20 protein-coding genes are annotated in these 22,955 nt (G+C 70.1%); 2 read left to right on the top strand and 18 right to left on the bottom strand.

From position 1 onward, the window contains the following. Positions 1-36: 36 nt before the first annotated feature. From ACIRRY_RS02845 to ACIRRY_RS02760, 18 genes are all read right to left on the bottom strand, one after another. On the bottom strand, positions 37-1,422 hold the full coding sequence (locus ACIRRY_RS02845) for an aspartate aminotransferase family protein (RefSeq protein ID WP_403967200.1): 1,386 nt from the start codon (positions 1,420-1,422) through the stop codon (positions 37-39). Further along, positions 1,419-3,326, bottom strand: a complete 1,908-nt coding sequence (gene dxs, locus ACIRRY_RS02840; protein WP_403967198.1) for a 1-deoxy-D-xylulose-5-phosphate synthase — start codon at positions 3,324-3,326, stop codon at positions 1,419-1,421. Before dxs ends, ACIRRY_RS02845 begins: the two co-directional genes overlap by 4 nt. A gap of 27 nt (positions 3,327-3,353) precedes the next feature. Next, positions 3,354-4,511 carry a flavodoxin-dependent (E)-4-hydroxy-3-methylbut-2-enyl-diphosphate synthase gene (gene ispG, locus ACIRRY_RS02835; RefSeq protein WP_403967195.1) on the bottom strand — a complete coding sequence of 386 codons (1,158 nt, stop codon included), beginning with the start codon at positions 4,509-4,511 and terminating at the stop codon, positions 3,354-3,356. A 4-nt stretch (positions 4,512-4,515) separates the two neighbouring features. After that, positions 4,516-5,538: an adenosyl-hopene transferase HpnH gene (hpnH, locus tag ACIRRY_RS02830; RefSeq protein ID WP_403967192.1), complete on the bottom strand. Its 1,023-nt coding sequence runs from the start codon at positions 5,536-5,538 to the stop codon at positions 4,516-4,518. A 5-nt stretch (positions 5,539-5,543) separates the two neighbouring features. Next, the gene (locus ACIRRY_RS02825; protein ID WP_403967189.1) at positions 5,544-6,185 is read right to left on the bottom strand and encodes a 1-hydroxy-2-methyl-2-butenyl 4-diphosphate reductase; all 642 of its coding nucleotides are present in this window, start codon (positions 6,183-6,185) and stop codon (positions 5,544-5,546) included. Then, complete coding sequence (gene shc / locus ACIRRY_RS02820; RefSeq protein ID WP_403967186.1) at positions 6,185-8,191, bottom strand: squalene--hopene cyclase; 2,007 nt, start codon at positions 8,189-8,191, stop codon at positions 6,185-6,187. The genes ACIRRY_RS02825 and shc overlap by 1 nt, the downstream gene beginning before the upstream one ends. A 112-nt stretch (positions 8,192-8,303) precedes the next feature. Then, on the bottom strand, positions 8,304-9,434 hold the full coding sequence (locus ACIRRY_RS02815) for a polyprenyl synthetase family protein (RefSeq protein WP_403967183.1): 1,131 nt from the start codon (positions 9,432-9,434) through the stop codon (positions 8,304-8,306). Beyond that, positions 9,431-10,945 carry a hydroxysqualene dehydroxylase HpnE gene (gene hpnE, locus ACIRRY_RS02810; RefSeq protein ID WP_403967180.1) on the bottom strand — a complete coding sequence of 505 codons (1,515 nt, stop codon included), beginning with the start codon at positions 10,943-10,945 and terminating at the stop codon, positions 9,431-9,433. The genes ACIRRY_RS02815 and hpnE overlap by 4 nt, the downstream gene beginning before the upstream one ends. Beyond that, on the bottom strand, positions 10,942-11,046 hold the full coding sequence (locus ACIRRY_RS02805; RefSeq protein WP_403967177.1) for a DUF6380 family protein: 105 nt from the start codon (positions 11,044-11,046) through the stop codon (positions 10,942-10,944). Before ACIRRY_RS02805 ends, hpnE begins: the two co-directional genes overlap by 4 nt. A gap of 35 nt (positions 11,047-11,081) precedes the next feature. Continuing rightward, complete coding sequence (hpnD, locus tag ACIRRY_RS02800; RefSeq protein ID WP_403967175.1) at positions 11,082-12,032, bottom strand: presqualene diphosphate synthase HpnD; 951 nt, start codon at positions 12,030-12,032, stop codon at positions 11,082-11,084. Then, a complete protein-coding gene (hpnC, locus tag ACIRRY_RS02795; RefSeq protein ID WP_403967173.1) occupies positions 12,029-12,922 on the bottom strand; it encodes a squalene synthase HpnC in 894 nt (297 codons plus the stop codon). The genes hpnD and hpnC overlap by 4 nt, the downstream gene beginning before the upstream one ends. A gap of 386 nt (positions 12,923-13,308) precedes the next feature. After that, complete coding sequence (locus ACIRRY_RS02790) at positions 13,309-14,100, bottom strand: ABC transporter ATP-binding protein (RefSeq protein WP_403967170.1); 792 nt, start codon at positions 14,098-14,100, stop codon at positions 13,309-13,311. Further along, positions 14,093-15,022, bottom strand: a complete 930-nt coding sequence (locus tag ACIRRY_RS02785; RefSeq protein WP_403967167.1) for an ABC transporter permease — start codon at positions 15,020-15,022, stop codon at positions 14,093-14,095. Before ACIRRY_RS02785 ends, ACIRRY_RS02790 begins: the two co-directional genes overlap by 8 nt. Before the next feature lie 173 nt (positions 15,023-15,195). Then, positions 15,196-16,068, bottom strand: a complete 873-nt coding sequence (locus ACIRRY_RS02780; protein WP_403968326.1) for a glycosyltransferase family 2 protein — start codon at positions 16,066-16,068, stop codon at positions 15,196-15,198. A 5-nt stretch (positions 16,069-16,073) separates the two neighbouring features. Further along, positions 16,074-16,853: a CDP-alcohol phosphatidyltransferase family protein gene (locus tag ACIRRY_RS02775; protein ID WP_403967165.1), complete on the bottom strand. Its 780-nt coding sequence runs from the start codon at positions 16,851-16,853 to the stop codon at positions 16,074-16,076. Continuing rightward, positions 16,831-17,892, bottom strand: coding sequence for an iron-containing alcohol dehydrogenase family protein (locus tag ACIRRY_RS02770; RefSeq protein ID WP_403967162.1), 1,062 nt, complete (start codon positions 17,890-17,892; stop codon positions 16,831-16,833). Before ACIRRY_RS02770 ends, ACIRRY_RS02775 begins: the two co-directional genes overlap by 23 nt. Then, positions 17,880-18,632 carry a sugar phosphate nucleotidyltransferase gene (locus tag ACIRRY_RS02765; RefSeq protein WP_403967160.1) on the bottom strand — a complete coding sequence of 251 codons (753 nt, stop codon included), beginning with the start codon at positions 18,630-18,632 and terminating at the stop codon, positions 17,880-17,882. The genes ACIRRY_RS02770 and ACIRRY_RS02765 overlap by 13 nt, the downstream gene beginning before the upstream one ends. Next, complete coding sequence (locus tag ACIRRY_RS02760; RefSeq protein ID WP_403967157.1) at positions 18,629-20,428, bottom strand: DUF5941 domain-containing protein; 1,800 nt, start codon at positions 20,426-20,428, stop codon at positions 18,629-18,631. Before ACIRRY_RS02760 ends, ACIRRY_RS02765 begins: the two co-directional genes overlap by 4 nt. Before the next feature lie 275 nt (positions 20,429-20,703). On the opposite strand from ACIRRY_RS02760, the gene galE reads away from it, so the two are divergent. Together galE and ACIRRY_RS02750 are read left to right on the top strand one after the other, a co-directional pair. Further along, the gene (gene galE / locus ACIRRY_RS02755; protein WP_403967154.1) at positions 20,704-21,675 is read left to right on the top strand and encodes a UDP-glucose 4-epimerase GalE; all 972 of its coding nucleotides are present in this window, start codon (positions 20,704-20,706) and stop codon (positions 21,673-21,675) included. A gap of 134 nt (positions 21,676-21,809) precedes the next feature. After that, positions 21,810-22,748, top strand: a complete 939-nt coding sequence (locus tag ACIRRY_RS02750; protein WP_403967151.1) for a cation diffusion facilitator family transporter — start codon at positions 21,810-21,812, stop codon at positions 22,746-22,748. The last annotated feature ends 207 nt before the right edge of the window (positions 22,749-22,955 follow it).

Here is a 22,955-nt window from a genome sequence, read left to right as displayed (position 1 = left end):
TTCTTGCCACAGAGGCAAAAACCCCGTCCCGAAGGCTCAGCGGTTGGCCACCGCCTGCTTCACGAGCGTCTTGCTGAAGTCCCACATCAGCCCGCCGCCGCTGTGCGCGTCGTCCATCACGGCCGTGAAGGCGTCCACGAACCGGTCCACCTCGCGCTCCCCGACGACCAGCGGCGGGATCAGCTTGATGACCTCCAGGTGGTCACCGGAGACCTGGGTGAGGATGCGGTGCCGCTGGAGCAGCGGTACGACCACCATCTGCGCGAACAGGCCCTTGCGCGCGGCCTGCAACATGGTCCAACGGCTGCGCAGCTTCAGCGACTTGGGCTTCCCGAACTCGATGCCGATCATCAGGCCCCGGCCGCGCACATCGGCGAGCAGCTCGTACTTGTCGACCAGCGCGGCGAGCCGCGACCTCAACTGGTCCCCGGTGGCACGGGCGTTGGCGACGATCTGCTCGTTCTCCATGACGGACAGCACGGCGAGGCCGGCCGCCATGGCCTGGGCGTTGGACCCGAAGCTCGCCGAGTGGACCAGCACCCGGTCCATGGACGAGTAGACCTTCTTGAAGATCCAGTCCTTGCCGAGGGTCGCGCCGACCGGCACATAGCCGCCGGACAGTGCCTTGGCCACACACACCAGGTCGGGCTCCACGCCGTCCTCGTGCTGGTAGGCGTAGAAGTCACCGGTGCGGCCGAGACCCGTCTGCACCTCGTCGGCGATGAGCAACGCCTTGTGCTGCCGCAGGAGTTCCTGCGCGGCCCGCAGATAGCCGGGCGGTGCCTCGTGCACACCCTTGCCCTGGATCGGCTCGACGACGAGGGCGGCGACGTCGCCCTTCTTCAACTCCCGTGCCAGGGCGTCGAGATCGCCGAGCGGCACGGCGGTGTCGGGCAGCAGCGGGGCGAAGCCGTCCCGGAAGCCGTCCTCGCCGTTGACCGACAGCGAGCCGGTGGTCAGGCCGTGGAAGGCGTGGTCGCAGTAGAGGACGCGCGGCTTCCCGGTCGCGTAGCGGGCGAACTTCAGCGCGGTCTCGACCGCCTCCGTACCGCTGTTGCCGAAGAACACCCGGTCCAGGTGCGGGCTGTGGGTGAGCAGCTTCTCGGCGAGCAGGCCGGGCAGCGGCTGGCAGTCGAAGCGGGTGAGGTCGGCGAGCTGGGCGTCGAGGACGTCGTGCAGGGCCTTGCGGACGACGGGGTGGTGACGGCCGAGGCCCATCACCCCGAACCCGGCGAGCATGTCCAGGTAGTCGTTGCCGTCCGCGTCCCAGAAGTAGGCGCCCTCGCCCCGCTCGTAGACCTTGTCGAAGCCGATGGTGCGCAGCATGCGCGGGAGCTGGTGGTTGAGGTACTTGGTGTGCAGCTCGTAGCGCTCGGCTCCGCGCTCGGCCATGAGCGCGGCGAGGTCGAACTCCTTGGTCATTCGGGTTTCTCCTTGGCTGCGTGGCCGGCCCTGTCCTTGACCGCCAGGCTTGCGCTGATCCGTCCGGCGACCTCGACGGGTGTGAGGCCGATGTCGGCGAGCACCTCGCCGCGTTTGGCGTGCGCGAGGAACTGCTCCGGGATGCCGAACCGCCGTACGGGCACGTCGACTTCGGCGTCGCCGAGCGCCAGCGCCACGGCGGCGCCGACACCGGAGGCCCGGCTGTTGTCCTCGACGACGGCCACCAGGCGGTGTTCGGCGGCGAGGCCGGGCAGCGCCGGGTCGACGGGTTTGACCCAACGGGGGTCCACGACCGTGCAGTTGATACCGCGCGCTTCGAGGAGCTCGGCGGCCTGGAGGCAGACGGGCGCCATCACTCCCACGGCGACGAGCAGCACCTCGGGTGTCTCCGCGCCCCGGTGCAGGATGTCGAGTCCGCCGACGCGGTCGATCGCGGGGATCTCCGGTCCGACCGACTCCTTCGGGAAGCGGACGAGGGTGGGCGCGTCGTCGACGGCGACCGCTTCCCTTAGCTGGGCCCGGAGTTGGTCGGCGTCGCGCGGCGCGGCGATCCTCAGCCCGGGCACGACCTGGAGGATGGACATGTCCCACATGCCGTTGTGGGAGGCCCCGTCGACGCCGGTGACGCCGGCCCGGTCGAGGACGAAGGTGACTCCGCAGCGGTGGAGGGCGACATCCATCAGGAGCTGGTCGAAGGCGCGGTTGAGGAAGGTGGCGTAGACGGCGACGACGGGATGCAGTCCGCCGGTCGCGAGGCCCGCCGCCGACACCGCCGCGTGCTGTTCGGCGATGCCTACGTCCCACACGCGGTCGGGGAACCTCGCGGCGAACTTGCCGAGGCCGACCGGGTGCAGCATGGCCGCGGTGATCGCCACGACGTCGTCCCGTTCCTCACCGATGCGCAGGATCTCGTCGCCGAACACACTGGTCCAGGAAGGGCCGTTGGAGGGCACGAGGGGTGCGCAGGTGAGCGGGTCCATCACGCCGACGGTGTGGAAGTGGTCCTCCTCGTGGGCGAGGGCGGGTTCGTAGCCGCGCCCCTTCTCCGTGAGGCAGTGGACCAGGACCGGGCCGTGGAAGCGTTTGGCTCGGCGCAGCGCGGACTCGACGGCGCCGATGTCGTGTCCGTCGATCGGGCCGACGTACTTGAGGCCCAGGTCCTCGAACATGCCCTGCGGGTTGAACGCGTCCTTGAAGCCCTTCTTCGCGCCGTGCAGCGACTCGTAGATCGTGTTGCCGACGACCGGGGTGCGCAGCAGGACATCCTTGCCCCAGGCGAGGACCCTCTCGTAGCTGTCGGTCGTGCGCAGGGTCGCCAGGTGGTTGGCGAGGCCGCCGATCGTGGGTGAGTAGGAGCGCTCGTTGTCGTTGACGACGATGATCAGCGGGCGGTCCTTGGCGGCGGCGATGTTGTTCAGCGCCTCCCAGGCCATGCCGCCGGTGAGCGCGCCGTCGCCGATGACCGCGACGACATGGCCCTTCTCGCCCTGCACCTGGCGGGCCTTGGCGAGTCCGTCGGCCCAGCCGAGCGCGGTGGAGGCGTGGCTGTTCTCGATGACGTCGTGCTCGGACTCCTCGCGCGAGGGGTAGCCGGACAGTCCGCCCTTGCCGCGCAGTTTCGAGAAGTCCTGACGGCCCGTCAGGAGTTTGTGCACATAGCTCTGGTGGCCGGTGTCCCACAGGATGCGGTCGGTTGGTGACTCGAAGACCCGGTGGAGCGCGATGGTCAGTTCCACCACACCCAGGTTCGGCCCGAGGTGGCCGCCGGTCCTGGCCACCGCGTGGACCAGGAACTCCCTTATCTCTTCGGACAGTTCGCCGAGTTCCGCCTCGGACAGCGACTTCAGGTCGCGTGGTTGCCGGATGCTCTCCAGAATCGTCACGTCGGGCCCCCTTCGGTCCGTGCTGTTTCAGCTCACGGTGACGGCCGGTTCCCCCGACGCGACGCCGTCCTGCTCCATCTGCTCGGCGATCTTCATCGCCTCCTCGATGAGGGTCTCCACGATCTTCGACTCGGGCACGGTCTTGATGACCTCGCCCTTGACGAAGATCTGGCCCTTGCCGTTGCCGGAGGCGACCCCCAGGTCCGCCTCCCGCGCCTCACCGGGTCCGTTGACGACACAGCCCATGACCGCGACGCGCAACGGCACCTCCATGCCCTCAAGCCCGGCCGTGACCTCGTCGGCGAGCTTGTAGACGTCCACCTGGGCACGCCCGCAGGACGGGCACGACACGATCTCCAGCCGGCGGGGCTTGAGGTTCAGCGACTCCAGGATCTGGAGGCCGACCTTGACCTCCTCCACCGGCGGGGCGGACAGCGACACCCGGATCGTGTCGCCGATGCCCTCGCTGAGCAGTGCCCCGAAGGCGACCGCCGACTTGATCGTGCCCTGGAAGGCGGGTCCGGCCTCGGTGACCCCGAGGTGCAGCGGATAGTCGCTCCGCGCGGCCAGCAGCCGGTAGGCGTTGACCATCACCACGGGGTCGTTGTGCTTGACGGAGATCTTGATGTCCCGGAAGCCGTGCTCCTCGAAGAGGGACGCCTCCCACAGGGCCGACTCGACGAGCGCCTCGGGCGTCGCCTTGCCGTACTTCTGGAGCAACCGGCGGTCCAGAGAACCGGCGTTGACCCCGATCCGGATCGGCGTGCCGTGGTCGTTGGCGGCCCGCGCGATCTCCTTGACCTTGTCGTCGAACTGCTTGATGTTGCCGGGATTGACGCGAACTGCCGCGCACCCGGCCTCGATCGCGGCGAACACGTACTTGGGCTGGAAGTGGATGTCCGCGATCACCGGGATCTGCGACTTGCGCGCGATGGTGGCCAGCGCGTCCGCGTCGTCCTGCGTGGGGCAGGCGACGCGGACGATCTGGCAGCCGGACGCGGTGAGTTCGGCGATCTGCTGGAGGGTGGCGCCGATGTCCGACGTACGGGTCGTGGTCATCGACTGGACCGAGACGGGGGCCCCGCCCCCGACCGCCACCGGCCCGACCTCGATGCGTCGCGACACACGTCGCTCGGCGATCGGCCGGACCGGCAGCTCGGGGACGCCCAGGGCTACGGCGGTCATGAGGTCAGTCGCGGTTTCCGGCGACGGTCTCGCGCATGGCCCGCAGGGACTCCTTGAGGGAGCCCATGGTGGCGAGGACGGCGGTGGGCTCGTAGCCGCAGTGCGCCATGCAGTTGGCGCAGCGCGGGTCCTTGCCGCGGCCGTACTTGTCCCAGTCGGTCTCCTCGATCAGCTCCCGGTACGTCGGGACGTACCCGTCGCTCATCAGGTAGCAGGGGCGCTGCCAGCCGAAGAGCGAGTAGTTCGGGATCGCCCAGGCCGTGCACGGGAAGTCGACCTTGCCCTCCAGGAAGTCCAGGAAGAGCGGGGAGTGGTTGAGCCGCCACTTCCTGCGGTTGCCGCCCGCGAAGGCCTTCTTGAACAGCTCGTGGGTCTGCGTGACGCCCAGGAAGTGCTCCTGGTCGGGCGCCTTCTCGTAGGCGTAGGCGGGCGAGATCATCATCTCGTCGACCTTGATGTCGTCGTTGAGGAAGTTCAGGACCTCGATGATGGTCTGCGGGGTGTCCGTGTTGAAGAACGTCGAGTTGGTGGTGACCCGGAAGCCGCGTTTCTTGGCCTCCTTCATCGCCTCCACCGCCTCGTCGAACACCCCCTCCTTCGCGACGGACTCGTCGTGCCGCTCCCGCAGCCCGTCGATGTGCACCGCGAACGCGAAGTACGGCGAGGGCGTGAACTTGTCCAGCTTCTTGCGCAGCAGCATCGCGTTGGTGCAGAGGAAGACGTACTTCTTCTTCGCCACCAACTGCCGCACGATCTCGTCGATCTGAGGGTGCATCAGGGGCTCGCCGCCCGCGATGGACACCATCGGCGCCCCGGACTCGAGCACCGCCCCGACGGCCTGCGCCACCGGCATGCGCTGCTTGAGCACGCCCGCCGGGTGCTGGATCTTGCCGCAGCCCTCGCACTTCAGATTGCACGCGAAGAGAGGTTCCAGCTCCACGATCAGGGGGAACTTGTCCCGCTTGCGGAGCTTCTGTTCAGCCAAGTAGGTAGCGACCTTGATTGTCTGGCGCAGCGGCATGGCCATCTGGCTCACCTCCGGGGGAGCAGCAAAGAACGGTGCCATTCGAAAAAAGCGGGAAGAACGGATCGAAGAACGCGGAAAGCCGATATTCCACCGCGCACCGTGCCGATCCGGACGAGTTCATGTTCAGGAGCGTCCACGACCACCCGTACGGCCGCAACCGGGCGCGCGCCCGTACGCACGGCGCTCAGCAGCGTGGCCGCCGACTCCATGTCGACCGCGATTGCGCCGGTCGCGAGCAGATCCGACCGTTCCTGTCCGCGGACGATGTGATCGGAGCCGGTGAGGGGGCCGGTGTGGACGGTGCGTCCGGGCAGGGCCCGCACCAGTTCCTTGACGAGCAGTTCGGTGCCGACGCACGGAACGGTTCCGCGCGCCTCCCTGGTCTCCTCGGCGACCACCAGGTCGCCGGGGTGCATGCCGGGGGCGAGTCCGGCGCAGAAGCCCGTGGCCAGTACGGCGGCCCCGGACAGCGCCGGGTCGGCGAGGCGCCGGGTGACGGCCTCCTCGGCCGCCTGCGGCCCCATCCCCGTCCGGATGACGGTGACGGGCCCGCCGGCGCCGGAGCGGTCGCCCGCACGCAGGGCGAGGTGCTCGATGCCGAGCGCGCAGGCGATCAACAGCGGCGGTCCGGCGGGCCGGGTGCTCATCAGCCCCCCTTGGCCGGGGAGAGAGGGGTCTGGGAGAACGGTTCTCCGTGCACGAAGCGCCCGAGCGCCGTGAGCGGGAAAACCTGCCGGTAGAGGTTGTAGTTGATGGAGAAGTCCCACGGGAAGCCCGTGCCGGTGAAATACGGCTCGTCCCAGGAGCCGTCCTCCCGCTGGGTCGTCGCGAGCCACTCGACGCCGCGCTCCACGGCTTTGGAGTCGTGCTCCCCCGCCGCGAGCAGGGCCATCAGCGCCCAGGCCGTCTGCGAGGCGGTGGAGGCGCCCCGGCCGCTCCATTCCTTGGCGTACTTGTACGAGCGCAGGTCCTCGCCCCAGCCGCCGTCCTCGTTCTGCACGGTCTCCAGCCAGGTCACCGCGCGCCGGATCGCCGGGTGCGAGCCGGGGATCCCGGCCGCGGCGAGGGCGGGCACCACGGACCCTGTGCCGTATACGTAGTTGACGCCCCAACGGCCGAACCACGAGCCGTCCGGCTCCTGTTCGGCGAGCAGCCACTCGATGCCGCGCCGGGTGCGCGGGTCGTGGGCGAGGCCCTCGACGGCGAGCATCTCGACGACGTGCGCGGTGACGTCCGCCGACGGCGGGTCGATCACCTCGCCGAAGTCGCAGAACGGCAGCCGGTTGGGGAAGGGGCTGGTGTTGTCGACGTCGAAGGCGCCCCAACCGCCGTTCTTGGACTGCATTCCGAGGTTCCAGCGGACCGCGCGCCCGGCGGCCCGGTCCAGGCGTTCCGGGTCGTGATGTCTGACCCGGCGCAGCGCGAGCACGACCTCGGCGGTGTCGTCGATGTCGGGGTAGTTGTCGTTGTGGAACTCGAACGCCCAGCCGCCGGGCGGCAGTTGGGGCCGTTTGACCGCCCAGTCGCCGGGGCGGACGATCTCCTCCCCGAGCATCCAGTCGGCCGCCTTGACCAGTTGGGGGTGGTCGGCGGGCACGCCCGCGTCGGCGAGCGCGATGGTCGCGAGGCAGGTGTCCCACACCGGGGACTGGCAGGCCTCGATCATCCGGGACCCGTCCTCGCGCCAGACCGCGAACCGGTCCAGGGATTCAAGTCCCGCGCGCATCACGGGGTGTTCGAGGTCGTAGCCGAGCAGGTGCAGGGCGATCACCGAGTACACGGCCGGCGGCTGGATGCCGCCCCAGCAGCCATCGTTCTCCTGCCGCTCGATGATCCAGCGCCCGGCCGATCTCATGGCCGCGCCGCGCAGCTTGCGTGGGGCGACCTTGCGGTAGAGGTGCAGCGCTTTGTCGAGCCGCTGGAAGGCGCCGTCCCAACTCGCCACCTTGGCAAGGGGCTTGACCGGGTTGGGGTTGTCCGCGTCGGTGTGGAGTTCGTCGAGCGGGAAGGGTGCGGGCCGTACCGGCCGCTTCGCGGAGACGACGGTGAGCGGCACGATGGTCTGCCGGGCCCAGCATCCGAAGTCGTAGATGTTGAGCGGTACCCAGGTGGGGAAGTAGAGGAGTTCCGGCGGGAGTTCGGGCAGGTCGTCCCACTTCCACCAGCCGAACAGGGCGAGCCAGATCCGGGTGAAGACCCGGGCCGAGGCGATGCCGCCCCGCTCGCGGACCCAGGCGGACGCCTTCGCCATGTGCGCGGCGTCCGGCGCGTCACCGGCCAGCCGGAGGGCGACGTACGCCTCGATGGTGGTGGAGATCTCGCCCGGGCCGCCGTAGAAACTGGCCCAGGCGCCGTCCTCGCGCTGTTCGCCGCGGATGAAGAGTGCGGCGGCCTGGGTCGTCGACTCGTCGCGGATGCCCAGGAACTGACGGAGCAACAGATCCTCGGCGTCCATGGTGACGTTCGTCTCCAGGTCGCCCTTCCACCAGCCCTGGGCGTCCTGCTGCGAGAGGAGGAAGTCGGTGGCGCGTTGTACCGCGAGCGCGGCGGCGTCGTGCACCCCGGCCGCAACGGGGGTGTTGATGTCGGTTTCGCTGGCCGCGGCGACACGGGGAGGCATGGCCCCGGTGCTTCCGTCGGTCGTCGCTGTCATGGCTTCCCCTTCGTGCAGTGGCATGTCTCTGCTGTGGGTCCGCCGTCGGCCGGTGCTCGTTCGTTCGCGGCACCGGCCGGCGACTACGCGAGGGCTATTCGACCGATAGTGATCATCTCTTTCGTACGACGACGAAGTCGGCGAGCGCCGTGAACCGTGCCCGAACCCGGTCGGGCATGTCGATGGCGTCGAGGACCTCGATGGCGATGGTGTGCTGACGGCGTGCCTCTTCGGCGGTCCACTCGCGGCCGCCGGCCTCCTCGATGAGCGCGGCGCGGGCCGCGAACTCCTCCTCGGAGAAGTTCTCGAAGTCGCTGCTCTTGGCGTCGGCGGCGAGGATCTCGCCGAGCCGCTCGGAGGCGGGTCCGCCCGCCGCGAGCGCCGCCACCACGGGCAGGGACTTCTTGCGCTGGCGCAGATCGCTCCAGGTCTGCTTTCCGGTGGCCTCCGGGTCGCCCCAGATGCCGAGGAGGTCGTCGACGGCCTGGAAGGCCAGGCCGAGGTGGTAGCCGTACTTCTCCAGGACGTCGGCGGTGCGGTCGTCCGCACCGCCGAGCACGGCCCCGATCGAGGAGGCACAGGCGAGCAGGGCGCCGGTCTTGTTGCCCTCCATCTCCAGGCACTCCTCGACGCTGACGCGGTCGCGGTGCTCGTAGGAGATGTCCTGCGCCTGTCCGTCGATGAGGGCGCGGGTGGCGGTGGTGAGGCGGCGGGTGGCGCGGCCGGCCTCGACGCTGCCGAGCTCCAGCAGGACCTCGTTGGCCAGCGCGAACAGGGCGTCGCCGACGAGGATCGCCTGGGAGGGGCCGTGCACCTTCCAGACGGTGTCGCGGTGGCGGCGCTGCTCGTCGCCGTCCATCAGGTCGTCGTGCAGCAGCGAGAAGTTGTGGACCAGCTCGACGGCTACGGCGCCGGGGATGCCGGTCTCGGGCGCGGCGCCGGTGACCTCTGCGGAGAGCACGGCGAGCGCGGGGCGTACGGCCTTGCCGCCGTCGCCGGCCGCGGGATTGCCCTCGGCGTCGATCCAGCCGAAGTGGTAGGCGGCGACGGTGTCCATGGGAGGTGCCAGGCGGTCCACGGCCGCCCGCAGTACCGGTGTGGCAAGGGTCCGGCCGCGCTCCAGGAGCGCGGACACGTCCACCGCGTCGGCAGCCGTCTCGGCCGGGGGCACAGTGGGCACAGTCTCTCCTCTTGTCGTGCTACCGGGGGTGCGGGGGCCTGCCGCATGCTGATCGACCTTCACCGGATCCCACCTCGCGGTGAAGCGCCGGTCGCCTCCGGCTGTCCGCCGGGGGTCCGGGGGTTGTCCCCCGGGACGATGCAGTACGCCGCCTCCTCGACTTCGAAGAGCTGACGGGGGCGGGGCCGGCCCAGGGCGGCGAGTGCGGCGTCCGCCGCGCTCACCCCGCTGCGGACCGCACTCTCCATGGTCGCGGGCCACCCTGTGGCGGTCCACGCTCCGGCCAGGTACAGGCCGGGGGCCTTGGTGCGGGCGCCGGGCCGCAGCCGTCCGACGCCGGGGGCGGGAGCGAACGTCGCCGTGCGCTCCCTGGTCACGAAGAAGTCCTTCACCTCGGCGCCGCGCGCACCGGGCAGCAGCCGCTCCAGCTCGGGCAGGTAGCGCTCCCGCAGCGCGGCCACGGTCTCGTCGATCTCGTCGTGCGCGGCGGACTGGGACAGCGCCAGGTACTGGCCGTCCTTCAGCCCGGACGCGTCGGTCCGGTCGAACACCCACTGCACGGGGCTGCCGAGCGCCGCGAAGAAGGGCCGGGTGAGCACCGTGCGGTCGTAGACGACATGGATGTTGAGGATGGGCGCGGTGTCGATCGCGAGCAGCCGCCCGGGGTCGTCGAGGGCGCCGTCGGGCAGCAGATCGTGGGCCTCGCGCTGGGGTACGGCGAGCACGACGGCGTCGGCCCCGATGCTCTCGCCGGGAACCTGAACGCTCCAACGTCCGTTTTCGTCAGTGGAGATGGAGGTGACGCGTGTACGGACTTCGGTGCGCACGCCCGCGGAGTCGAGCGCCTTGCGGGCGAGCCGGTCGTGCAGTTCGCCCAGCGGGACGTGTGCCCAGCCGATGTCGGCCGCGCCCGGGTCGGAGAGCAGACCGGTCTTGAACACCATCGCGGCGAGGGCGAGCGAGGAGTCGCCCGCGACCGCGTTGAGGGTGGCGACCCCCACCAGGTCCCACAGTGCCTCGACGGCACGCGCGGACTGACCGTGCGCGGTCAGCCAGATGCCGAAGTTCTGGTCGTCCAGCGCCGGATCGGCGAGGTCGAGCGCCTTGAGCGCGAGTGCGGCGCGGCCGACTTTGGCGCGCTCCGCGAGCGAGAGATGCGGGTAGGTCGCGAGGCTGCGCCCCAGATGCAGCGGCACGGGCAGCGGATCTCGCCGCAGTCTGCCGAGGCGGCGTCCCTCGGGGCGGTTCGCGTCGAGTACGGGCACGTCGAGACGATTTTGCAGCGGGGACAGCGCCGCGCCCTCGATGCGGTCGAGGAACCAGCGGTAGGCCGTGCAGCAGCGCAGGTACACGTGCTGGCCGTTGTCGACGGTGAGGTCGCCGCGCTGGAAGGAGAAGGCGAGCCCGCCGAGGCGCGGGCGGCCTTCGAGCAGGGTGACGCGGACTCCGGCGTCGGCGAGCGCGAGCGCGGAGGTGACACCGGCGAGCCCGCCGCCGATCACGACGGCATGCCGGCCGGCCCCGCCCGCCGGTTTGTCCGCGGGCAGCCCGTCGGACCGCGTCCCGTCGCTCATCGTGCACTCCCCCCTGCGCGCCCACCGTGCCGCTCGAACCAGCCACGGCGGACCGTTGCAGTCAGGGACGCCGCTTCGCACCGGAGGGTTGCGTGCCGCATTCCTCCGGTGACATCACCTTGGCCCACTTTGTCCATCAGGTGCGCCCCCTGAGGGTCCGGCGCGTGACGTGCCGGGCGTCCAGGCCGGACAGACCGCGCACCGCGACGTAGGCCTTCTCGCGGCCGGGCAGGGAGACGCGGCCGCGCAGGACGGCCTCCGGCTCGCGCTCGATGCGGTCGAGGAGGCGGCGGTAGATGCCGGCCATGGCAGCGACACAGGCGCCACTGCGGCGGTCGAGCATGGGGAGCAGCCGGTAGCCCTCGGCGAACAGGGTGCGGGCCCGTCGCACCTCGAAGTGGACGAGACCGGCGAAGTCGGAGCCCTCCGGCGGGTTCGGTCCGTTGAACCCGGCCGAGCAGCCGAACTTGGCGAGGTCGTCGGCGGGCAGATAGGTACGGCCGTCCTCGGCGTCCTCGCGGACGTCCCGCAGGATGTTGGTGAGCTGGAGCGCGAGCCCCAGGGTGTCGGCGTACTCCGAGGCGCGCTCGACTCCGCGCGCCCCCGCCTCCGTGCCGAACACGCCGAGCGAGAGCCGCCCGATCGCACCCGCGACGCACCGGCAGTAGACCTTCAGGTCGTCCCAGGTCTCGTAGCTCTCGCCGCGTACGTCCATCAGGACGCCGTCGATCAGCTCGTCCAGGCCGTCGAGCGGGACCGGGAAGGCCTCGGCCGTGTGCGCGAGGGCGACCGCGACCGGGTCGGTGTCGTCCTCCTCGACCTTGCCCTCGCGAACGCGCGTGAGCAGCGCCCGGGTGTCCTCCAGGCGCGCCGCCTTCACGTCCGTCGCCAGCGTGCCGTCGCCGATGTCGTCGACCCGCCGTGAGAACGCGTACAGCGCCGACATGGCACGGCGCTTGGGCGTCGGCAGCAGTCTGATGCCGTACGCGAAGTTACGTGCCTGCTGTCCGGTGACGGCCTCGCAGTAGCTGTAGGCGGCGAGTACCGGTGCGGACATGTGCGGTGCAGACTCCACGCTGCGGATCACCCCTCTCCTCGCAGAGTCACGCCCACCTCACGCAGCAACTGGATCTTGCCGGGCTTGGGTGGGCCGGGAAGTACGTCGTATTCAGCGGCGACGATCGCTCGGATCGCCGCCCTTCCCCCCGCCACGAACCCCGCGAGCAGCAGCTTCAATCTGCCGTGGACGCTACCCACCAGGGGGGCGCCTTCATTCAGGAGATCGCGGGCGCGTTCTGCTTCGTATGCAACCAGTGCGCGCACCGATGCGCCCGCGGAGGGCGTGGCGAGATCCGCTTCCTGGACGTGAAAGCGCTTCATGTCCTGGGCGGGCAGGTAGACGCGGTCGCGGCCGAGGTCCTCGGTCACGTCCTGCAGATGTTCGACGATCTGAAGTGCGGTACAGATCGCGTCGGACAGCCGGACCCGCTCGGGGGTCTCGGTGCCGGCGACGCCGAGGACCAGGCGGCCGACCGGGTTCGCGGACAGTTCGCAGTAGGCGACGAGATCGTCGTAGGTCTCGTAGCGCGTGACGAGCTGGTCCTGGCGGTTGGCGGCGATCAGGCCGAGGAAGGGTTCCGGGGTGAGTGCGCACCGGCGTACGGTCGGCTGGAGGCGGCGCAGCAGGGGGTGACCCGGGGTGCCGTCGAAGACGCGGTGCAGATCGGCCTCGAAGGCGTCGAGGAGGAGCAGGCGGTCCTCCGCGTCCTCGGGAGAGACGCCGAGCAGGCGGGCGTCGGCGCCGCCGGGGGCCAGGTCGCCGTCGCCGATGTCGTCGACGAGGCGGGCGAATCCGTACACCGCCATGAGGTCGGTGCGCCAGGCCCTGGGCAGGAAGAAAGGCGCCACGGGGAAGTTCTCACCCGCGGCCTTGTCGAGTGTGCCGCGCTCCGGATCACCGGTGCCGGTTCCCGTCACCGCTCACAGCCAGGGGCGGGGACGGCACATGCTTCGGTGAGCTGGGGAGTTTCCGTAGCCATTGCCGTCACATCTCCCGTTCTACACTGCCGACCCAATACACACTATTTCGGACACGCCGCCCGGTCGTCCGCACAGATACCCGCAGAAGGGTGTCGCGCATTATCGCCCCACTTGCCGCTATTCGGCACCGGTACAGCTTACGTTGTACAACGCAGCGAGCTTCCTCGGGGTGTCCTGCACATCACAACAACACACCGATTGGCGTCAAGATTCCTTGGGCCGGGCCGAGTTGACGTTTCCTTTGCAGACGCGGGGCCCCGCCGGAGCAGTTCCGGCAGGGCCCTGGGAAGCGTTCTGGGCCTATTCGCCCGTATGCGAGTGGACTACTTGCCCGTGAACTTCTCGTACTCCTTGAGGACCTCGTCGGTCGGGCCGTCCATCCTCAGTTCGCCACGTTCCAGCCACAGCACCCGGTCACAGGTGTCGCGGATGGATTTGTTGTTGTGACTGACCAGAAACACCGTGCCCGCGGACTTGCGCAGTTCGCGGATGCGCTCTTCCGAGCGGACCTGGAACTTGCGGTCGCCGGTGGCCAGCGCCTCGTCGATCATCAGGACGTCGTGGTCCTTGGCGGCCGCGATGGAGAAGCGCAGCCGGGCCGCCATGCCGGAGGAGTACGTCCGCATCGGGAGGGTGATGAAGTCGCCCTTCTCGTTGATGCCGGAGAAGTCGACGATCTCCTCGTAGCGCTCCCTGACCTGCTCGCGGGACATGCCCATGGCGAGCCCGCCCAGGATGACGTTCCGCTCGCCGGTGAGGTCGTTCATCAGGGCCGCGTTCACGCCCAGCAGGGAGGGCTGGCCGTTGGTGTAGACCCTGCCCTTCTCCGCGGGGAGCAGACCCGCGATGGCGCGCAGCAGGGTCGACTTGCCGGAACCGTTCGAGCCGATCAGGCCGACGGCCTCGCCGCGGTAGGCGACGAAGGAGACGCCCCTGACGGCGTGCACCTTGCGCACCCCGCGCTCCTCGCCGCGCTTGACTATGCGGCTGAGGGCGGAGGTGGCGCTGCCCTTGCCGGTCTTGGCGCCGTGCACCCGGTAGACGATGTGCAGCTCGTCCGCGATGACGGTGGGGATCTGGTTCTGCGGGGTCCCCTCCACGGTCTGCTCAGCCACGGCCGTACCTCTCCTCCGCCTGCCAGAAGTACACGAAGCCGCCGGCGAACAGGACCACGGCCCAGAAGGTGGCGATGGCCCACACGTGCGGGGGCAGGTTCGAGGAGCCGTAGCCGTCGATGAGCGCGAAGCGCATCAGGTCCATGTAGATGGCCGCCGGGTTTACCTGGAGCACCCGGATGAACAGCTCGGAGCGGCCCTCCAGGATGGTGGTGATGGAGAACATGACGCCCGAGGTGTACATCCAGGTGCGCAGGATGAACGGCATCAGCTGGGCGAGGTCCGGGGTCTTGGCGCCCATCCGCGCCACGATCAGCGCGAGCCCGGTGTTGAAGAGGAACTGCAGCACCAGCACCGGGAAGATCAGCAGCCAGGACAGGCTGGGGTAGCTGCCGAAGCCGACGACGATGATGAAGAGCACGAGCATCGAGAACAGCAGCTGCTGGAGCTGCTGGAGCGCGAAGGAGATCGGCAGCGAGGCGCGCGGGAAGTGCAGCGCGCGCACCAGGCCGAGGTTGCCGGAGATCGCGCGCACGCCCGCCATGATCGAGCTCTGCGTGAAGGTGAACACGAACACGCCCGTGACCAGGAACGGGATGTACACGTCCCGGGACATGCCCCGGCTGGCCTTCAGGATGACGCCGAAGATGAAGAAGTACACGGCCGCGTTCAGCAGCGGTGTGGCCACCTGCCAGAGCTGGCCGAGCTTCGCCTGGCTGTACTGGGCCGTCAGCTTCGCCTGGGAGAAGGCGAGGATGAAGTGCCGGCGTCCCCAGAGCTGGCGGACGTACTCGGCGAGTCCGGGGCGGGCACCGCTCACGGTCAGCCCGTACTTGGCGGACAGCTCTGCCGCCGTGAGGCCTTCGTCGGGCGACGGACGCGGGCTCACCGCGACCCCGCCGTCATGCGTTGTCTCACTCAAGGTCTGGAAGCCCTCGTCTTCGGATGCGTCTTACGGTTCTTCGGATGCGTCTTACGATCGTCTTGCGTTCGTCTTACGGAATTGTGCTACAGAACGCGACACGTCTCCGCCGACGGATACGGTCCGGGGAGAGTGTGCGCGCCGAACGCGCGGTCGAGCGCCTGCCGAGCTTGTCAGATCACGGGAGGACGGCCCAGCCGGGTCAGCCGCCACACCGTACGCCACCGGATGGGCCGGCGCGGTCCGCACGGAGTGGTCCAGCCCTCCCTGAAGCCGCCGAACCAGGCCTGAAGGGCCGGGCGCGAGGGACGGCGCACCAGGGTGAGCAGCAGCCAGACGCCGAGGTAGACGGGGACCAGGGGCGCGGGCAGGTTGCGGCGGGCCAGCCAGACCCGGTTGCGGGCGACCATGCGGTGGTAGACCGCGTGCCGCGAGGGGGCGGTCGTGGGGTGGTACAGGACCATGTCCGACCGGTAGTCGATCATCCAGCCCGCGTCGAGGGCCCGCCACGCGAGGTCGGTCTCCTCATGGGCGTAGAAGAACTCGTCCGGGAGTCCGCCGACCTCGGCGAAGACCTTCGTACGGACGGCGTTGGCGCCGCCGAGGAAGGTGGTGACCCGGGAGGAGCGCATCGGGTCGGAGGCCCGCAGCCGCGGGACGTGGCGGCGCTGGGTGGCGCCGGTCTCCGGGTCGGCGATGCGGAAGCTGATGATGCCGAGTTCGGGGTCGGCCGCGAAGGCCTGCCGGCACAGCTCGGCGGTGTCGTGCTGGGCGAGGAGCCCGTCGTCGTCGAGGAACATCACTATGTCGACATCGCGACCCGCGGGCCCGAAGGCGTCCAGACCGACGTTGCGGCCGCCGGGGATGCCGAGGTTCTCGGGCAGCTCGACGGTCCGGACGCCCTCGGGGACGTCCGGCACGGGCGAGCCGTTGCCGACCACGACCGCCTCGACCCGGTCGCCGTCCTGTTTGGCGACCGAGTCGAGCAGCGCTCGCAGTTCGTCGGGGCGGTTGCCCATGGTGATGATCACCGCGCCGACCTTCATGCCGCTCACTTCAGCCTGCTCGACGCGAGGATCGACACCAGGTGCAGCAGGGTCTGGAGCAGCGCGATGCCCGCCAGTACGGCGACGCCGAGCCGCGACCAGAACAGGTCGCCGCGGACCTGGTCCACGATCGCCAGGACCAGGATCAGCAGGGACGCCTCGATGCCGAGGATCAGCCGGTGGAACTTGAGCATCGCGGCGGCCCTGCGGGCCAGCGCCATCCCGGAGGACCGCATCTCGGACGCGGCCTCCTGCACCGGGGCCTTGCCGGTCTGGTGCCGGGCGACCCCGACCAGGTCGGTCTCGGCCTTGATCAGGATCGCGCCGAGCGCGGCCAGCGTCCCGAGGAAGGCCCACAGCCAGTCGATACGGCCGCTGCCCCACAGGTCGGCGGCGCGCAGTCCGAAGCCGACGAGCACGGCGGCGTCGGTCAGATAGGCGCCGACCCGGTCGAGGTAGACCCCGGCGAGGGAGTACTGCTTGCGCCAGCGGGCGATCTCGCCGTCGACGCAGTCCAGCAGCAGATACATCTGGACGCACACCACGCCGAGCACCGCGCCCGTGATCCCCGGCACCAGCAGCGCCGGGGCGGCGAGCACGCCGAAGACGGTCATCAGGTACGTGAGCTGGTTGGGCGAGACCCTGGTGTTCACCAGGTAGCGGTCGACCCGCAGGGACACCTCACGCATGTAGAGGCGTCCCATCCAGTGCTCACCGCTGCGCCGGTCCTTCACCCCTGCGGGGTGGACGACGGGACGGAGTTCAGCTACCGATGGCCTTGACATAGTTGGTGTACATGTCCTTGATCTGGTCGGTTTTCAGGTCGAGGTGTTCGAGGATGGTGTAGCGCCCGGGGCGGGTCTCCGGAGCGAACTCCACGGCGCGGACGAACTCGTCCACCGTGAAGCCGATCTCCTCCGGCAGCACCGGCAGTCCGTGTCGGCGCAGCACCTCGGCCATGGCGGCCGATTCCTCGTGGGCTCCGCGCAGGTACATCGCGAAGGCCGCGCCCAGTCCGCACTGCTCGCCGTGGGCGGCGGCGCGTTTGGGGAAGAGCAGGTCGAAGGCGTGGTTGATCTCGTGGCAGGCGCCGGAGGCAGGACGGGAGTCCCCGGAGATCGACATCGCGACCCCGGTGAGCACCAGCGCCTCGGCGAGCACCTGGAGGAAGGCGTTGTCGCCGACCCCGCCGGGGTGCCGCAGCACCGCCTCGCCCGCCTGCCGGGCCATGGCCGCAGCCAGACCGTCGATCTTCTCGCCCTTGACGCGGTTCGCGAGCTCCCAGTCCGCGATCGCGGAGATGTTGGAGATCGCGTCCCCGATGCCCGCCCGCACGAAGCGGACCGGTGCCTCGCGGATCACGTCGAGGTCGATGACGACCGCGATCGGGTTCGGCACGCCGTAGGAGCCGCGCCCCGCGTCGTTGTCGAGGGTGGCGACCGGCGAGCACAGACCGTCGTGCGCGAGGTTCGTCGGTACGGCGACCAGCGGCAGGCCCACGCGTGCCGCGGCGAACTTGGCGCAGTCGATGATCTTGCCGCCGCCGAGGCCCACGACCGCGTCGTAGTGACCGGCCTTCATGTCGCCGGCGAGCTGGATCGCGTCGTCGAGGGTGCCGCCGCCGACCTCGTACCAGGTGGCGCCGGGCAGACTCGGTTCGAGGCGCGCGCGCAGCCGGGCACCCGATCCGCCGCTGACGGCGACCGCGAGCCGGCCGGAGTGCGAGATGCGCTGGTCGGCGAGGACACAGGCCAGGTCGTCGAGGGCACCCGGGCGGATGTCGACGACGACGGGCGAGGGGATCAGGCGGGTCAGTACAGGCACGCGATCTCCCGACCCTTGGCCAGATCCTCGTGGTTGTCGATCTCGACCCACTTGACGTCGCCGATCGGCGCCACGTCGATCCGGAAGCCGCGGTTGACCAGTTCCTGGTAGCCGTGCTCGTAGAACTGCTGCGGGTCGGTCTCCCACACGGTCTTCAGCGCGTCGGCCAGTTCGAGGGTGGCATCGCCCTCGATGAGGGTGACGCCGATGTACTCGCCCGTCGCCTCGGCGGGGTCCATCAGCTTGGTGATCTTCGTCATGCCCTTGGCGGGGTCGACGACGACCTTCATCTCCTCGTCCGCAAGGGACTTGACGGTGTCCAGCGCGAGGATGATCTTCTTGCCGTCGCCACGGGCGGCGAGCAGCGTCCTCTCGACGGAGACGGGGTGGACGGTGTCGCCGTTGGCGAGGATCACGCCGTCCTTGAGGGCGTCACGTCCGCACCACAGGGAGTAGGCGTTGTTCCACTCCTCGGCCTTGTCGTTGTCGATGAGGGTGAGCTTGAGGCCGTACTTCTGCTCCAGGGCCGCCTTGCGGTCGTACACGGCTTCCTTGCGGTAGCCGACGATGATCGCGACCTCGGTCAGACCGATCTCGGCGAAGTTGCCGAGGGTGAGATCCAGGACCGTCGGTTCGCCCTCTATGCCCGCGGGCCCCACCGGCACCAGAGCCTTGGGAAGGCTGTCGGTGTAGGGGCGCAGACGCCGTCCGGCGCCGGCCGCCAGCACGAGGCCGATCATGCGGGTTCTCCTTCATCGTGTACGGCGGGTGCGCCTCCCAAATGGGAGGTCACCCAGAAGCGGATGCTCTCGACGAGCACCAGCAGGGCCACGGCCACGGCGAGCACCGTGAGCGCGACGGTGAACTGCGACGCGGTGAGCGCGGCGGCGAGGACGGTGACGAGCAGCGTCCGTCCTTCGTGCCCCCCTATGGCACGCACCAGCCAGGCCGGGGGCGCCCCGGCGTTGCCGCGGATGCGGTACACCGTGTCGTAGTGATGGTAGGCGACGGCGGCCACCAGGCCGAAAGCCGCTGGAAGTGCTCCGTTTACCTCCGCTTTGGCCGCGAGGACGAGGACGGTGCAGTATTCGGCCGCCCGGAAGAGCGGCGGGACCAGCCAGTCGAGGGCGCCCTTGAGGGGGCGGGACAGGGCCTGTCCGGCGGTGAGCGCGTAGACGAAGGCGCCGACCACGGGGGCCCAGGTGACGCCGGAGAAGAGGGACACGGCGAGGATGGCGGTGCCCGAGAGTGCGATCAGGAGCGGGGCGCCGAGGCGGCCGGGGTTGACGCGGGCCACGAAGGAGGCGAGCGGTCCGTTGTCGGCGAGGTCCGCCAGCGCCTGCGCCGCCCGGTCCGTGCGCTTCGCCTTCCGGGTCAGCGAGCGCAGCACCCGGCCTGCCGTCGTGTACGTCGCCGCGAAGGCGCAGCCGACGAGGAGGACGTAGAAGGTGATGCGGGGGGTCGTCGCGGCCGTGAGGACGGCGATCATCGCCCATCGTTCGCCGATGGGCAGGACTATCATCCGGCGCACCCAGACCGTCCAGCCGACGCTGTCCAGCTTGTCCGAAAGGGCGGCGGTGGGGCTGGTGTTGGCGGTGGCGTCGTGGTTGGCCTCGGTGAAGGAGAAGTCCACGACGTGCCGGCAGGTCTGGAGGATCATCGCGCCGAGCGCGAGCGCCCATACGTCGTCACCGCCGCCGCCCCGGGCCGCGCCCAGTGCGAGGCCGGCGTAGTAGGCGTACTCCTTGGCGCGGTCGAAGGTGGCGTCGAGCCAGGCGCCGAGCGTGGAGTACTTCAGGGCGTAGCGGGCGATCTGTCCGTCGACGCAGTCGAGGACGAACGAGAGGAGGAGCAGCACGCCGGCCACGACATAGCCGCCGCGGGTGCCGGTGGCCGCGGAGCCCGCCGCGATCAGCGCGGTGAGCAGGGAGGCGGTGGTGACCTGGTTCGGGGTGAGGCCGCGGCGGGCGCACCAGCGCGCGATGTAGCGGGAGTACGGGCTGATGAAGTGGGTGGTGAAGAAGCCGTCCCGGGACTTCACGGCCGACCTCAGGCGTACGGCCTCGTCGTCCACGGCGACGACGGCCTGCCGTGCCTCGTTGCGGGCCTGCGGGTCGGCCGGGACGGTGGCGACGAGGCTGCCCAGCTCGGGGCGGTGCACGTCGCAGCCGTCGGCGTCGAGGGCGATGACGATGCGGCCGGCGAGGTTGTCGAGGAGGGTCGTGCCCGTGCCCGCCGAGTGTTCGCGGGCGACCGCGCGGGTCAGCGCCTGGCGGCCGGCCGGCTGCGCGGTCACGGCGCCCGGTACCGCGGCGAGCGGGAAACGGGGGTCGGTGAGGCCGAGGCGCAGCGCGTGCAGGTGGCCCACGAACCCGGAGTCCACGACGGCGACGCGCTGGTCACCGGGGACCGCCGCGAGGAGCGCTTCCGCCTCGGTGGTGTCGGTGGCGGTCCTGACGTCGAAGCCGAGCGACCTCAGATCGCCCTCGATCGACGATCCGGGGACCGGCTGACCGGTGAGGATGGCGGTCGGCAACCGAACTCACTCCCTGGGGGCCGACGCCGGGCGCCGGTCATGTGCATGGTGGTGCGCCCCTTGGGTGGCACCCGGGCGGCATGTCGGCAGAGGCTATCGGATGCTCTCAAGCCCGTGTTCACCGGCCGTTCATGGCCTGATCAACACGGTCTGCCGGCGCCTCCGCCGAGATCATCATCAGGGATTCGGGGCCCGGCCGACAAACCGCACCCGCCAGACCGGGCATCGCGGGACATAGCGGAGGGCCTCTCCGTATCGGCATAGGGTGAATGCCCATGACATGGCTGATCACCGGCGGAGCCGGATACATCGGGGCGCATGTGGCACGGGCGATGGCGGACGCCGGGGAGCGGGTCGTCGCCCTGGACGACCTCTCGGCGGGGAACCCCGCGCGCCTCCCGGCGACGGTCCCGCTCGTCCACGGTTCCTCCCTGGACGGCGACCTGCTGAAGCGGGTGTTCGCCGAGCACGGGGTGACGGGGGTCGTGCATCTCGCGGCGCGCAAGCAGGTCGCGGAGTCCGTGGCGCGGCCGACGTACTACTACCGGGAGAACGTGGGCGGCCTGGCGACCCTTCTGGACGCGGTCGCGGACGCCGGCGTCGGGCGGTTCGTGTTCTCGTCCTCGGCGGCGGTCTACGGCGACCCGGGCGTCGACCTGATCACGGAGGACGCCCCGTGCGCGCCGGTGAACCCGTACGGCGGGACCAAGCTCACCGGTGAGTGGCTGGTCCGGGCGGCGGGCGCGGCGCACGGCATCGCGACGGTGTGCCTGCGCTACTTCAACGTGGCGGGCGCCGCCGCCCCCGAGCTGGCCGACACCGGTGTCTTCAACATCGTCCCCATGGTCTTCGACCGACTCACCCGCGACGAGGCCCCGCGGATCTTCGGCGACGACTACCCGACACCGGACGGCACCTGTGTCCGCGACTACATCCATGTCGCCGATCTCGCCGAGGCCCATCTGGCGGCGGCCCGACGGCTGTCCGACGACGGCGTCAGCGGCGACCTGACGGTCAACATCGGCCGCGGGGAAGGGGTTTCGGTCCGCGAGCTGGTCACAGAGATCGGCGAGGTCACCGGTGACCGGCGGCCGGCCCTCGTCGAGGGACGGCGCCCCGGGGACGCGCCGCGCGCGGTCGCCTCCGCCGGGCGGGCCGCCGTGGAACTCGGATGGACGGCCCGGCGCGGGGTGCGGGAGATGGTCGACTCGGCCTGGCAGGGGTGGCTGCTGCACCACACCCCATGAACTTAGGCTGCCCTGACCTGCGATTTGTTTGCGCAGGTCAGGGCACATGACAACGGTGTTCAGTGCCGCGTTGCCCGATACCCCCCACCCGTAGTTCACTGGGGTTCCGGGCAGTAATCAGGAGGGCGGCTTCCATGGGGGCAGGGCACGACCACGGGCATTCTCACGACGCTCCCGTGACCGGTACGGCGGCGGCCGCCTACCAGGGCAGGCTGCGGGTCGCGCTGGGGATCACGATCACCGTGATGGTGGTCGAGGTGATCGGCGGGCTGCTCGCGGACTCCCTCGCGCTCATCGCGGACGCGGCCCACATGGCGACGGACGCGCTGGGCCTCGGCATGGCGCTGCTCGCGATCCACTTCGCGAACCGGCCGGCCGTCGGCAACCGCACCTTCGGTTTCGCCCGCGCGGAGATCCTCGCCGCGCTCGCCAACTGTCTGCTGCTGCTCGGCGTCGGCGGTTACGTCCTGTACGAGGCGGTCCAGCGCTTCGTCACGCCCGCCGACACCGAGGGCGGGCTGACCATCGTGTTCGGCCTGATCGGCCTGGTCGCGAACATGATCTCCCTCACGCTGCTGGCGCGCGGCCAGAAGGAGAGCCTGAACGTGCGGGGCGCGTTCCTGGAGGTGGCCGCGGACGCGCTGGGCTCGCTCGCGGTGATCATCTCCGCCGTGGTGATCCTGACCACGGGCTGGCAGGCGGCCGACCCGATCGCCTCGCTCGCCATCGGCCTGATGATCGTGCCGCGCACGCTGAAGCTGCTGCGCGAGACCCTGGACGTCCTGCTGGAGTCGGCGCCCAAGGACGTCGACATGCAGGACGTGCGCGCCCACATCCTGGCCCTGGACGGAGTCGAGGACATCCACGATCTGCACGCCTGGACGATCACCTCGGGCATGCCCGTGCTCTCCGCGCACGTGGTCGTCCGCACGGACGTGCTGAACGCCATCGGCAACGAGAAGATGCTCCACGAACTCCAGGGCTGCCTCGGCGACCACTTCGACGTGGAGCACTGCACCTTCCAGCTGGAGCCCCGCGGGCACGCGGAGCACGAGGCGAAGCTCTGCCACTGACGGCTGACGGCTGACGGCTGACGGCTGACGGCTGACGGAAGCCGACCGAATCCGATGGAAATCGACCGCGTCGGACGGAACGCAACCGTCCGGCGCACACCCGTGTCCACACTCCCGCGAGCCCACCCCCGGACGGTTCCCCCGTCGCCGCGCCGGGCACGATGAACTGCCGGGAGTGCCGGATTCGTACGGCAGACTTGGCTTTGA

This window comes from Streptomyces sp. NPDC101776 (assembly GCF_044766845.1).
Classification (GTDB): domain Bacteria; phylum Actinomycetota; class Actinomycetes; order Streptomycetales; family Streptomycetaceae; genus Streptomyces.
This window is presented reverse-complemented; position numbering and strand designations above follow the sequence as displayed.